This is a genomic window from Odoribacter laneus YIT 12061, from assembly GCF_000243215.1.
Lineage (GTDB): Bacteria > Bacteroidota > Bacteroidia > Bacteroidales > Marinifilaceae > Culturomica > Culturomica lanea.
The window spans coordinates 1,634,157-1,648,791 of sequence record NZ_JH594596.1; the positions used below are offsets into that span (position 1 = coordinate 1,634,157).

Annotated in this window: 9 protein-coding genes; 8 read left to right on the plus strand and 1 reads right to left on the minus strand. The window is 40.3% G+C overall.

The features are described 5' to 3' along the window. Positions 1 to 187 precede the first annotated feature (187 nt). The 8 genes from HMPREF9449_RS06835 to pgl all read left to right on the plus strand — a co-directional run bounded on the left by HMPREF9449_RS06835 (position 188) and on the right by pgl (position 12,939). Complete coding sequence (locus HMPREF9449_RS06835; RefSeq protein ID WP_009136522.1) at positions 188 to 3,283, plus strand: response regulator; 3,096 nt, start codon at positions 188 to 190, stop codon at positions 3,281 to 3,283. Positions 3,284 to 3,294: 11 nt separating this feature from the next. Then, entirely contained in the window at positions 3,295 to 6,132 is a 2,838-nt protein-coding gene (locus tag HMPREF9449_RS06840; protein ID WP_009136523.1) for a sensor histidine kinase, read from the plus strand. Positions 6,133 to 6,181: 49 nt separating this feature from the next. After that, complete coding sequence (locus HMPREF9449_RS06845; RefSeq protein WP_040611697.1) at positions 6,182 to 6,841, plus strand: AlbA family DNA-binding domain-containing protein; 660 nt, start codon at positions 6,182 to 6,184, stop codon at positions 6,839 to 6,841. Positions 6,842 to 7,149: 308 nt separating this feature from the next. Next, complete coding sequence (locus HMPREF9449_RS06850) at positions 7,150 to 7,452, plus strand: Dabb family protein (protein ID WP_009136525.1); 303 nt, start codon at positions 7,150 to 7,152, stop codon at positions 7,450 to 7,452. 175 nt (positions 7,453 to 7,627) lie between these two features. Next, on the plus strand, positions 7,628 to 8,767 hold the full coding sequence (locus tag HMPREF9449_RS06855) for an aldose epimerase family protein (RefSeq protein ID WP_009136526.1): 1,140 nt from the start codon (positions 7,628 to 7,630) through the stop codon (positions 8,765 to 8,767). 416 nt (positions 8,768 to 9,183) lie between these two features. Further along, positions 9,184 to 10,644, plus strand: a complete 1,461-nt coding sequence (gene gnd / locus HMPREF9449_RS06860; protein WP_009136527.1) for a decarboxylating NADP(+)-dependent phosphogluconate dehydrogenase — start codon at positions 9,184 to 9,186, stop codon at positions 10,642 to 10,644. A gap of 55 nt (positions 10,645 to 10,699) precedes the next feature. Continuing rightward, complete coding sequence (gene zwf, locus HMPREF9449_RS06865) at positions 10,700 to 12,223, plus strand: glucose-6-phosphate dehydrogenase (RefSeq protein WP_147640142.1); 1,524 nt, start codon at positions 10,700 to 10,702, stop codon at positions 12,221 to 12,223. Continuing rightward, positions 12,220 to 12,939 (plus strand): 6-phosphogluconolactonase, encoded by a 720-nt coding sequence (pgl, locus tag HMPREF9449_RS06870; RefSeq protein ID WP_009136529.1) that lies wholly within the window; start codon positions 12,220 to 12,222, stop codon positions 12,937 to 12,939. Before zwf ends, pgl begins: the two co-directional genes overlap by 4 nt. 242 nt (positions 12,940 to 13,181) lie before the next feature. Here the strand turns inward: pgl and fbp are convergent, their stop codons facing one another. After that, complete coding sequence (gene fbp / locus HMPREF9449_RS06875; protein ID WP_009136530.1) at positions 13,182 to 14,189, minus strand: class 1 fructose-bisphosphatase; 1,008 nt, start codon at positions 14,187 to 14,189, stop codon at positions 13,182 to 13,184. Positions 14,190 to 14,635: the final 446 nt, after the last annotated feature.

Below are 14,635 nucleotides of genomic sequence, written 5' to 3' on the forward strand. Positions count from 1 at the left end.
GAGGCAACATCTTCCCCTGTTCAAGTGTTTAAATACCTGAACTTGAACAGGGGAACCCTTAAATTTTATATTCCCCTGAACTTTTAAAATCCAAATCATCTTTTGATGACAAAAATTACATAAAATCTTAGCTAATTAAAAAATTATATATAATTTTACCTAATAAATAATTTCATACCTGAATATCATGCTAAAGCCTGTTTTTTCTATCTTGTTTTTCTGGATAGTATCGACAAGCCTAGCAAATACGGAGCCTCTTCTTTCAGAAAATAAACTGAGCCGGGAAAATTTTATTCTTATCCTAAATTCCTATAGTTACGAAAATGCATGGGGAACAGCTTTAACAAAACAATTACAGAAAGAAATTAAAGCAATCGATCCCGAACTTATTCCACGAGCCGTATACGCCCGGTTAGACAAACAACAATCGTTTTTGAGTTCGCGTTTACAAATGCAGGGAGCCTTTACCAAAGGACGAATATCCCCCAAAATTATCCGTCCCCGAATTTTGATTTTGGTAGGTGAAGAAAGCTGGATGCTTTACCGGGTCATGAATTTGCGGGGATTATGGGAAAAAATACCGGTTATTTTATGTGGAGTACACCCCCGAATTTTGAGTGATTACGCTGATTTCTTTAAAGCAGAAGGGTTAACGGACAGTGGTTATATCTCCACTCCAACGTCCATTAAACAGCTTCCGGTAACCGGTGTTATGAAAGCGGATGTGAGTTTAAAAAACCTGGAACTTCTCCTTCATTTATACCCCCAACTCCAGGAAATAATTTACCTTACGACCGGCAGTTTCAGTGATGAATTCGAACTAGAACAACTTCGTACAACCGCCCGGCAAGCTTTCCCGGATTTGCAAATTTCTGTATACAATAGCAATAAAATTCATGCCGATACGATTTGCCAGAAAATAAACAGTTTACCTACTCAGCGGAAAGTTGTGCTATTCAATACGATCCCTGCTTTTTTGACCTCCTTATCCGTTCCTACCTTCTCTTTACAAGATCAGGATGTCAGTGCTGAACCTGTTCTAGGTGGCTATTATCCTTCCATAGAACAATATGCACAACAAACAACCGAACTTTTTAAACAGATATACGAGGGGAAAAAAACGGATCTATTACCTTTTACGTATGTGGAAAACAAAAAAATTCATTTAAACTCTCAACTACTATACCAAAGAGGACTTTATTCCTCTCTGAACACTATGGAAAATGCCCAATTATACAATATCCCTCCTCCTTTCCTTATCCGTCACCAACGTCCTTTGCTGCTAGGGCTGCTCGGTCTCCTCATTATCGGCTTCCTTTACAGGTATTATAGACGTATCCAGCTTTATAATCTGCATATTCGCGAATCTTTAAATCGTTATAAAACATTATACAAGGAATACGATCTGATTTTCAAGAATATGCCTGTATCTATGCTGGTTTTCGATGAAAACGGTTATTTGTTGCAGTATAATTTTTCTCCAAAATTACAATGTATTTTTCCGGTTCTTCACTCCTCTTCCGAGCAGTTATTGACCTTGAATTTGTTTGATCACATCCGGGAATCTTTTTTACGGACTAAAATCCGGAATAAAGAAATTGTAAATTCGCTTATCGTTTTACATCCCCCAACGGACCTGGCAGCCACAACCCTCCAGAAAAAGAAATATTATTTTCGTTTTCTGGTCCGCTATCTTCCCGGAGAAAATGCTGGCAGTAATCAAACGCTGATTGTGCTCATTGATAATCAGGAAATATATGAAGGCAAAAGTATTCGCCGGAAATTGACACAAGCCCTGGATTTTGCCATGAACAAAGTTTCCATCGGAGTGGCCAATTACGATTTAAGGAAACAAAAATGCCATTTTACCTCTAATTGGTTAAAAAATCTGGATCTGGACGCCGTTCCTGACACATTGACCGATGCTTATAGAAATCTTTCGGCCCCAGATCAACGGTCCTTAATCGATTTTCTGCAAGATACCCGTCCCGATAGACCCCTGCATTACCGAAAAGAATTTTCTGTTTTACACAGGGATGGACGTCTTCATTGGTTAAGTTATCAAATCGGTATCACCGGTTATCAACAGGAAACCGGTGGTTTTATCTTTACTGAAATTTCTCAGAATATCGATCGGGCAAAAGCAATGGAGGAGGAATTGTACAATGCCATGTTAAAGGCCCAACGTTCGGAAAAACTCAAAAATGCCTTTATCGCCAATATGGGGCATGAAATTCGTACTCCTTTAAATGCAATTGTAGGCTTTTCCAATTTATTAAATGAAACAGACGATCTGGAAAAGCGCCAGGAAATGGTACATCAAATTGAAGAAAACAATGAAATTCTGTTACGCCTTATTCACGATATTATCGATTTGTCAAAGATTGAAAGCGGAACGATGGATTTTACCTTTTCTCCGACCGATTTGACGGATCTATTCAACGACATGGCGATCCTGGCCAAAATGAAAACTTCTCCGGAAAATATTAAAATCAATTGTGAGTTTCCAGAAGAACACTATTGCATTCTGACCGATAAAGTCCGCCTGAAACAAGTATTGACCAATTTTATCGGCAATGCAGTCAAGTTCACAAGCCAAGGCAGCATCACCCTCGGTTACCGCCTTCAGGCAAATGAATTATATGGTTATGTATCCGATACGGGAATCGGAATTTCACCAGAAAAACAAAAAAAGATATTTGAACGTTTTTTCCGGGAAAACAAAAATTACAAAGGTTTTGGATTAGGTCTATCTATTTCCCAATCCATTATAGAAGGTTTACAGGGGGAAATCGGAGTCGAGTCAAAAGTAGGCCTGGGGGCCAAATTCTGGTTCCGTTTGCCGATACAGGAAGTTTCCCTTACCGCACAAGCTCAAACAGAGACTCCAGCCAAACAGAGCAATTCTCTAAAAGAGAAGCAAAGCATTCTAGTTGTAGAAGATAATGAAAGTAATTTTCTGTTACTTCAGTTTATCCTGCAAAGCAGATATTATCTTATACATGCCTGGGACGGGGAAGAAGCAATTGAACTATTCCATTCCCATCCGCCGGATTTAATCCTGATGGATATTAAAATGCCCAAGAAAAATGGCTATGAAGTTACCCGTGAAATTCGTAAATTTTCCTCCACCGTTCCGATTATTGCGACGACGGCCTATGCTCTGTCGAAAGACGAAGAGAAGGTCTTGGTTCATGGCTTTGATGGGTATTTGGCAAAGCCTTTGCAAAAGCAAGCTTTATTGGATACGTTAAATTATTGGTTAACTCGTTCCGCCGGTTAAGACGTTTGATCATGAAAATCTATTTTATCTTATTTTTATTTTGCCTCATAGGGTACAAGGGCAATGCCTCCCGGGTCGCTTCGGAGGAATCAAATCCGCAACGGGTACTCATCCTTCACTCTTATTCAGAAAATACGACCTGGAGTACGCAATTAATTCATGAAATAGATTCCTTACTCTCAAGCCAATATCCCGATTTACATATCTATATTGGTAATTTAAATTGTGACGAACCCTCTAATCATTCTTCTTTACAATTGGGATTACGGGCAGCACTCTGGCAAATGGCCGAACAAGAAGGGGAAACGTTTAATGTTCATACAGATCTGAGTTTAGCCTCTATATTTCCCAGGGAAGTCAAACCCGACGCTATCGTTCTCTTGGGGGATGAAGCCGAAGCAGTATACAAAATGTTACACCTGGTAATGGGAAAATGGAAATATATACCCACAGTCTCCTGCGCCGTCTTTGAAGAACGACCCCATATAACCTGGATTCCGGAAAATAAACCGGATTTTCTCCAATTAGAACCGAACAAAAATCTCCTGGTAAAAAACGCCGTTGCCAAAGCATTTAAGCAACATCAAGCCTATCTTCAATATATGGGAAAAGATGCAATTCCTCAGGATTGTGTGTTGCTCGAAGGAGAATGGTTTTATATCAATCGCCTTCCCAATACGAAAATCTACTCCCGTTTATTTATCAAGGAAAATCTGGAGATGATGAAACAATTGATGCCGGAAACAAAAGAAATTGTCTGGGTGGACGACAGTTATCTCAAAACCGACTATACTTTGTTTAAATTAAAGCAAGAGGTCGGAAAGATATTTCCTCAGGCTCGTTTTACAGCCATCACTCATAATAAACTGAATACGGATTCTATTTTCGATATGATGATGGAACCTGTAAAAAACCGTTTTTTTATTACTTATTCCTGGAATACCAATGGATTGTATAGCCTTCGGCCTGAAAAAACCCTGGATTCTCTTTTCAATCAAGTATTAAGTTGTCCGATAGTAACACTTTCGGAACGAAATTTAGAAAATAACAATTATTGGCTGGGAGGAGTTCATTTTCGACCTGAAGAATGCGCCCTGAAAACGTTTCAAGCCATCGATCAAATATTAAAGGGAAACGCCGTAGATTCAATTCCCCAACAGACCCTCACACATGCTGAAACTCATTTGAACATGACCGCTCTGAAACGTTTCGGGCTGGCAAACCGCGTCAAAACCCTGAAAGGAGACCTAGTCCTCCTGAATATTCCTCCGAGTTTCTACGAAAAATACGAAAGACAAATATTGGGAATTACAATTGTCCTCTTCCTTTTGGCAGGTATTTATATATTTTTTATCAGTAGACGCCGGTTTACCAAAGCGATGCAGAGAGAATCAGAAAACTATCAACGATTATACGACAAACTTCATACGATTTATCAAACCAGTTCTCTCAATTTTGCCTTGTACGACGACAAAGGGCAATTGCTCTTCCGGATCACTGACGGACAAAAATACACCCTGCCTTCGGATAAAAACGAATTGTTTACAAAGAACCTATTTTCAAATCCTTATCTGAATAAAGAATTAAAAAATCAGATAAAAGCCCGTCAAAATGTAAGCTGTGAACTGGAAATCACCTTCAACAATCCGAAAAAACAATTTTTTCAATTAGTCATTAAACCCCTGGAAGCAAATGTCTACGGCCGGGCTTGTTATATGGCTATAGCTACGGATCTGACATCCGTCATGCAAGAACGACAGGCGAAAAAAGAGACCGAACACATGTTCAATTATATCTCGGAATCCGCCCAAATAGGAGTAGCCATTTATAATATACTGGATGGAGAAGGGTTTGCTACTCCCCGCTGGTATGAAAATCTGAACGAAGAGCCTCAAAAAGGTGTCCTTCCTGCTTATAAACAGGTATCTGCCGGCGACCGGGAACAGTTACTTGCTCATCAAAATAAGATAAAGCAGGTACACATACAGCAGCCTTTTGCGCAGGATATACAGGTAACCGATAAGGAAGGAACATCGCATTGGATACGCGAATATATTTTTATTAAAAGTTTTGCTCCCCAGAAAGGAGAAATCCTCGTCGTAGAACTGAACCAAAATGTAGATGCGGAAAAACACAGAGAAACAAAGCTGGAATACCTGAAAGAACAAGCCGAAATATCCAATCGGGAAACACAACAATTCTTAACCAATATCAGTCATGAGATCCGTACTCCACTAAACGCCATTGTCGGTTTTTCATCTTTATTAGGCAGTTGTGATAATTCGGATGAAATATCTACATTGATGCCTATTATTACCCAGAATAATCAACTTTTGGTAGCTTTGATTGACAACATTCTCCACTTATCCAAAATTGATTCTGGTACGTTTACGTTCCATTTCGCACCCATAGAATTGCAAACCGTATTTAAGAACTGGGAAACTTACGCCCAGAAAAACCTGAACAATAAATCACTTTCTCTTTTTCTGGAACTACCTGCCGAAACAGCTATCCTCTATACAGACGAAGTACAATTGGATACCGTGATGAAAAATTTAATCAGCAACGCTGTCAAATTCACAGATACAGGAAATATAGTGATCGGTTATCGCCGGGAAAAGGAAAAACATTACTTCTTTGTAAAAGATACAGGTATCGGAATTCCTTTGGAAAAACAAAAACTGATTTTCAAGCGTTTCGAAAAATTGAATTCCTTTACACAAGGAACCGGATTGGGATTAGCCCTTTGCCGCAGTATTATCCTTCATTTAGGTGGAGAAATCGGGGTCGAATCAGCACCCGGACAGGGAAGTTTATTCTATTTTACACTCTCTGATAAAATAGAATGAAACGAAAACCACCATTTTCTTATTCCTGATTTATAGCTATCTTTGCATGATGAAAATGCAAAGAGGAACGGATTATATCTATCAGCTGATCAAACAGGGAGAACATCAGCAACAGGATTTTAAATTTGAAATCTCAGACGCCCGGAAAATTGCAAAAAGCTTATCTGCATTTTCCAATACAGACGGAGGACGCCTGCTGGTGGGAGTGAAAGACAATGGCAAAATAGCGGGAGTACGTTCAGAAGAAGAAATATATATGATAGAGGCCGCTGCCAAACTATACAGTAAACCCGAGATCCATTGCAATATGCATCTCTATGAGATAGAAGGACATCAGGTGCTCGAAGTCGTTATCCCCAAGGGGGAAAGCGCTCCCTATTATGCAAAAGATGAAAATAATCATTACAAAGCTTATATCCGGATAAAAGACGAAAACATCCTGGCTACCCCTGTACACCTTCGTCTCTGGCAATCCCAATATGCACAAAAAGGAGTTTTTGTACGTTATTCTACTCCAGAACAACACCTCCTTCATTTCTTAAGTCAAAACGAAAAAATATCCCTGACACAATGCTGCAAACAGATCGGTATTTCCCGTCCAAAAGCCATTGATACCCTCGCTAAATTTATCCACTTCGGTTTAATAGAACCGATTTACATAGAAAAAAAGTTCTTTTATCGCCTTTGCCCCCCTTCTCCTACCCTTTAATCCCCCACTAAAACGAATCAAAAGGATTACGCCAGCAAAAATTTATCCTCAGTGAAGCATTACTCCCTTCCCCTTCTTCAACCTTTAAACTAAAAAGAAAAATATTCCTTAATTTTTACAACTAAATTTCTATATTTATCGACTGCAAAAACAGCCATAAAATCAGAAAAGCAATTGTGCTGAAAAGAAATAGATTTGAAGAATTTAACAAACTGGAATCAATATCTTTAGATAAACTGAACGTAAAGTTTTATGTTATCAATCAAAGGATATATTAAACTGAAAATTAAACCTCTAAAAAGATTATTATGCTGAAACACGTGGTCATGTGGAAATTAAAAGAAACAGCCGAAGGAAAAACCAAAGCTGAAAACGCTCAATTTATGAAAGAACACCTAGAAGCGTTATGGGGCGTCGTTCCTGAATTAAAATCAGTAGAAGTAGGAATCAACGTAAAAGAATCAGATATGGCTTATGATGCCGTTCTGATTGCTGAATTTGAAAATGAAGCTGCCTTAGCAGCATACAAAATACATCCGGAACATGTAAAAATAAGTTCTTATTGTAAAAAAATCCGGGAAAGCCGGGTCGTCGTAGATTTTTATAAATAAGAATGCGGAAATCCGATCGGTGTTTTTGAACCGATAGTTTCATTTTCTGGAACAATTCTGTTATTTTAAATCAGATTTTATTTATTATTTTGGAATAAAAAACAGAAGGGTATGAGAATAAAGTATAATCCTTATAAAACTTCGTCGTTTTTATTGTCAATTTAATACTATGAGTATGAAAAATACACTACTAACCATCGGTTGCGGGCTATTTCTATTAGCAGCCTGCAATCCTAAATCTGCTGCCGATACCACTTTATCCGGATTGAAAAAATCTGATTTTGATACGGTGGTATCCGGTCAGCAAATTACCTTATACCAATTAAAAAACAAGAATGGCGTAGAAGTCGTTCTGACAAATTATGGAGGAAGGATCGTATCCATTTGGGTACCAGACCGGCAAGGGCATTTTGGCGACATTGTGCTCGGACACAAATCCATTGCCGATTATATAGCCGATAAAGGGGGAAATTTCGGAGCGCTGATCGGGCGCTACGGAAACCGGATCAACCAAGGACAATTTACATTGAATGGCAATACTTACCAATTACCTCAAAATAATTACGGACATTGTCTGCATGGAGGAGATACCGGATTCCATCACCGCATTTGGGAAGCCACCCAACCCAATGCCCAAACGTTAATTTTAAGCTGTACATCTCCCGATGGTGAATACGGTTTCCCCGGTACTTTAAAAACTCAGGTTACTTACAGCTTATCTGACGATAACGCCTTGAAGATAACTTATGAAGCGGAAACCGATAAACCAACAATTATCAATTTGACGAATCACGCTTATTTTAATCTATCTGCAGATCCCTCTACCCCTATCCTCAGTCAACAATTAATGCTGAATGCGGATCATTATACACCCATCGACAGTACTTTTATGACAACAGGAGAAATCGCTCCGGTAGCAGGCACACCGATGGATTTCCGAAAATTGAAAGCAATCGGGAAAGAAATAGACCGTACTGAATTCATCCAATTAAAAAACGGACATGGGTATGACCATAATTATGTCTTAAATACCCGGGGAGAGATTTCTCAATTAGCAGCAAAAGCCTATGATCCCGGAAGTGGTCGCTTCCTGGAAGTGTATACCAATGAACCGGGAATCCAATTTTATGCCGGAAACTTTCTGGACGGAACAGTAAAAGGCAAAAAAGATATTTATTACCCTTTCCGTTCTGCTTTCTGTCTGGAAACCCAACACTATCCGGATTCTCCCAACAAAACAGAATGGCCTTCTGTCACTTTACAGCCGGGAGAAAAGTACAATAGTATCTGTATTTACAAATTCGGCTCAGAATAAAATGTAAAACTGTTTCAAACTCATCAAAAATAAACCGTATATCGTTCGTCAATTGCAGGAAAATAAAGAAGGTATTTAGGTCGATTCCCTTCTGATTTATAAGAAAACACTCAATTATAACGATATACGGTTTTTAACTATCCAGTTGTCATACACTCGCCTCGATAAGGTAAAACTTTCCTCTTCTGTCAAAATAGCCCCCTTCCCTCCTTTTGTTTAATGGAAAGGGATCCCAGCTCTTTTCCGAAACAAGGCAGAGAAATACCTAAGAAAAATAAAGGAATAAATTATACTGATTTAAAATCAGCAAGAATTTGAATTCCCTCCTTTCTTGCTTTTAGGAACCTTCCTCTTTATTCTGCGTATATTTCCAAAAGTGTATCCTCCGGACGGTAAATCCGGTAAAAAAATGACTTATGGAAAAATCAGATATCGGCGTAATCGGCCTGGCCGTTATGGGAGAAGGCCTGGCTCTCAATTTGGCCGGAAAAGGCTATCGCGTATCAGTCTACAACCGCCCTCACCGGGAAAAAGATGTAGTGAAACATTTTATGCAAGTACATGGAGAGGAAGGTCGGTTTAAAGGTTTTGACCATCTCGCTGCCTTTGTACAATCCTTAACCAGTCCACGGAAAATATTGATGATGGTAAAAGCCGGTTCTCCAGTGGACGAAGTCATTGAACAGCTGTTACCCTTGTTACAACCCGGGGACATTTTAATGGACGGAGGAAATTCTAATTTTGAAGATACGGAAAGACGGGTCAATTATGTAGAATCCCAAGGTTTTTATTTTATAGGTGCCGGTATTTCCGGAGGACAAGAAGGAGCCCTGCACGGTGCATCTATCATGCCGGGAGGTTCGGAAAAAGCCTGGCCGGAAGTGAAAGAAATATTACAAAGCATTGCGGCAAAAGCCGAAGATGGCAGTCCCTGCTGCGAATGGATGGGTAAAGGAGGAGCCGGACATTTTGTAAAAATGGTCCATAACGGTATCGAATATGCTGATATGCAACTTATTTCTGAAGCCTACTTCGTCATGAAACACATGATGGGTACCGGGAATGCCGGTATTGCCAGTTGGTTTGAAACCTGGAATACCGGAAAATTGAAAAGTTACCTGATTGAGATTACTGCAGATATTCTTCGCCATAAAGAGAAAGACGGACATTTTCTCCTCGACCGGATTCTGGATGTAGCCGGACAAAAAGGCACCGGTCGCTGGTCAGTCATCAACGCCATGGAATTAGGTGTTCCCCTGAATCTGATTGCAACTGCCGTATTCCAAAGAGACCTTTCTGCAGAAAAGGAGTTACGGATGAGGACAGCCGCTAAATATGAAAGGGATACGCCGGTCTTTACACACAAACCGGGAGTAATGATTCAGGAAATCCACGATGCCCTCTATGCTTCTAAAATTATCTCTTATGCACAGGGATTCGCACTCATGCAACAAGCTTCTCTCTATTTTAACTGGCAGCTAAACCAAGCAGCTATTGCCCGGATATGGCGGGCCGGTTGTATTATCCGGGCAGCATTACTCAATCCGATCGCTGAAACATTCGATCACACACCCCTGTTACCGAATTTGCTTTTAGCTTCCTGGTTCAAAGCACAAATCATTGAAACACTTCCCACCTGGAAATCCCTACTCATTAAAACGACAAGAGAAAATACAGCAGTACCAGCTTTTTCCGCCGCTTTGAATTATTTTTATTCCCTTACGACCGCTTATTTGCCCGCCAATTTAATACAAGCACAACGGGATTATTTCGGAGCCCATACTTTCGAACGGACAGACGCTCCCCGGGGAGAATTTTTTCACGAAGACTGGACCGGCGAAGGCAATGACACCCATGCGGGTATTTACAATGCCTGAAAATAAGAAAACTTCTGCATACCTCTATATTAAATCCCAAACGGATATGAAACAGATGAAAACATTGATCATGGTAATTTTCGGAGGTTCAGGCGACCTGACAAAACGAAAGTTAATGCCTTCCCTCTATTTGTTGTTCTCCCGAAAACAAATGCCCCCGAATTTTGCCATTCTGGGAGTGGCCCGAACAAAATATACAGACGAAAGTTACCGGAAACATATTAAAGAAAATCTGAAAAAGTATATTAAACCCCAAGAGTTTGATTCCTCCTGTGCCGACAGTTTTCTGAATACTGTCTTTTACAAGACAATGGATCCCTCTATTGCCGACCATTATCCTCTCTTGAAGCAACGCCTTTCCCAATTGGACAAGCTTATCGGAAATCCGGGTAATTATTTGTATTACCTGGCGACCCCTCCCGTTTTGTACGAAACAATTCCTCTGCTCCTGCAAAGTGTCGATCTCAATAAACCCAGCCCGGGACACGAAGGTTATAAACGCATTATTGTAGAAAAACCGTTCGGCCATAACCTGGAATCAGCCAAACAACTGGACAGTCTCTATACTTCTATTTTCGAGGAAAACCAGATTTACCGGATCGACCACTTTCTGGGCAAAGAAACAGTACAAAATATGCTGGCCCTGCGATTTGCCAATGTAGTACTCGAACCTTTGTGGAACCGGAATTATATTCACCACATCGAAATTACCGCTGTCGAAAATATGGGAATAGAACAAAGAGGCGGATTTTACGACAAGGCCGGAGCCCTGCGCGACATGGTACAAAGCCATCTCTTACAACTACTGGCCGTTTGCGCAATGGAACCCCCTGTATCGTTTGACGCTGACAGTTTCCGAAACGAAGTAGTAAAGGTATACCAATCTTTGAAACCCCTGACGGCTTCCGAAATCCGGAATCAAATTGTGAGAGGACAATATACGGCCTCCGAAAACGGAAAACAACATCGGGTCGCCTACCGGGAGGAAGAAAAAGTCGATTCCCACTCCCGCACAGAAACTTACGTAGCCATGAAACTGAATATTGCTAATTGGCGATGGGATGGAGTACCGTTTTATATCCGCACCGGTAAACAAATGCCGACCCTGGTAACGGAAATTGTCATCCACTTTAAACCTACTCCTCATATTATGTTCAGCAGACTCACACATTGCCCACTACCCAACCGGATGATTATCCGTCTCAACCCTAACGAAGGGGTCGTATTTACTCTGAGTATGAAAATCCCCGGTGCCGGTTTTAATATGGGACAGGTACCGATAGAATTTACGTACGACAGTCTGGGCGGCGTACCGAGTGGAGACGCCTACGCTCGTCTGCTGGAAGATTGCATGCAAGGAGAAAATACCTTGTTCACCCGAAGCGATGCCGTAGAAGCCAGCTGGCGTTTTTTAGACCCGGTTTTAAAAATTTGGGAAAAAGATTCTAAAATACCTTTGCATAATTACGCAGCCGGTAGTTGGGGACCTGTTGCCGCCGACCGGATCATAAAAGCCGACGGAAACTGGAGCAATCCATGTAAAAACTTAACGAACACAAACTTATATTGCGAACTATGAAAATTCACACTTTTGATACCCCCAAAGAAACAGCAAGAGCTGTCACTCATCAATTGTTAAAACAATTGGATACCGTAAGAAAGGATGCTTTTAATCTCGCTATCTCCGGAGGGCATACATCCGAACTGCTTTTTCACCTGTGGGCAGAAATTTATCCGCAAAGCCTACCCTGGCAACGAGTACACCTCTATTGGGTAGACGAGCGTTGTGTTCCCCCTACAGATGGCGATAGCAACTACGGACTCGCCAAACGAACTTTTTTAAATCATGTTAAAATTCCTCACGATCAAATACATCGCATTTTGGGAGAAGCGAACCCCGATCACGAAGCCCAACGTTATTCCGATCTGGTAAAAAAGAACTTACCGGATAACGATGGTTTTCCCCAATTTGATCTATTGATTCTGGGAATAGGCACAGACGGCCATACCTCCTCTATATTCCCAGGACAAAAAGATCTGCTCAATTATCCCACCCCTTATGCCGTATCCGCCCATCCGGAAACACACCAATACCGGATTGCCCTTACCGGCCAGCCGATGATTCGCGCTTCCATGACTTTATTCCATATAGTCGGAGCTGAAAAAGCAGAAATATTAACGAATGTAGTCGATCCTTCTCCCGCAGCAGACCAATATCCAGCCGGCTATGTCACCCGCAATGCTGATAATGTTGCTTATTTTATTGATAAAGCCGCCGCTAAATATTTGAAATAAAAATGTTCGACCTCAATCAAAAGGTAAAAAATAAGGTTACAGAATTATTTTTATTCCCTATAAAAGCAGAATGAAAATTTTTCCCAAACCGTTGTTCCCTCGAACAATATACGAACCTTGATTTCTACCGTTTCCTGAACTCACGGATGGACGAACCTAAAATTCCCGATTATTTCTTAATCCGAACCGCAGGTCCGTCCATTCGTAAATCCGCTTCCGCAAAGAAGCATCTATCTGTTACCTTAACTATTTTTCAAGAACCAACATATTTTATCAATCATATTCTTTGACCCGGTATAAAAAGGAGTCCGTTGATGAATATTTTCCGGCTCAATATCCAATATACGCATTTTACCGTTCGTAGCCATTCCCCCGGCTTGCTCCGCAATAAATGCCATGGGATTACACTCATACATCAATCGCAATTTCCCATTCGGATGGGAAGAAGTCTGAGGATAAATAAAAATACCACCTTTTAATAAATTCCGATGTACATCTGCCACCAAAGAACCAATATAACGGGAAGTAAAAGGACGTTTCGTCTCCTCATCTTTTTCCTGACAATATTTGATAAATTTCTTGACCCCATCCGGAAAATTCACATAATAACCTTCGTTGACGGAATAGATCTTTCCCTGAGAAGGAGTTGAAATAAGCGGGTGAGAAAGGCAAAATTCCCCAATGGAAGGATCCAGCGTAAAACCGTTTACCCCATTTCCTGCAGTATAGACCAACATCGTAGAAGAACCGTAAATGACATACCCCGCTGCTACCTGCTCTACACCCTTCTGTAAAAAATCCTGCTGTCCCACCTCTTCTCCCGGCGCTGACTTTCTACGATAGACAGAAAAAATCGTGCCGATAGATACGTTTACATCTATATTGGAGGAACCATCCAACGGATCCATACAGAATATGTATTTTGCATTCCGGCACATCCCGTCTTTAAAAACAATAATATCCTGATTTTCTTCGGACAAGACCGCACAACATTCTCCACTCGCCCTTAATTCATTTATAAAAGTCATATCAGCATAAACATCCAGTTTTTGCTGATCTTCCCCTTGTACATTTTCAGTCCCAGCCTGCCCCAGAATATCGACAAGACCGGCTTTATTCACTTCTCTGTTTACTTTTTTAGCAGCAATTCCCACATGATGCAATAAACGGGAAAAATCTCCGGTCGCATTAGGAAAAGCCGCTTGCTGTTCGATGATGAATTGATTAAGAGTTGTAACTTTTTGTATCATTTCTATTGGTTTTCATAAGTTTGCAGCAAAATTATAATTAACAATCTGCAAATGCAAACGTTTGAGGAATAATTCTCACAAGGAAATCAGTACACCGCTTTAATTTTTCGGATTTTATATAAAGTTATCCTCCCCCCTATTCTGCCCCCTTTTGGAAACAATTCGATCAGATTCAGCAAAAAAGGTCCGTCCCCGTGGGGGAAATAATTATTATAAACAAATACATCGGAGAAATAATTTTCAAAATAAATTTTACATACAGCTTTAATATTCTGAACTTTATACAAACGTATTCATTCCTCTATTCTCTCCCCCCTTAGAAGCGATTCGATCAGATTCAGCAAAAAAGGTCCGTCCCCGTGGGGGAAATAATTATTATAAACAGATACATCGGAGAAATAATTTTCAAAATAAATTTTACATATAGCTTTAATATTCTGAACTTT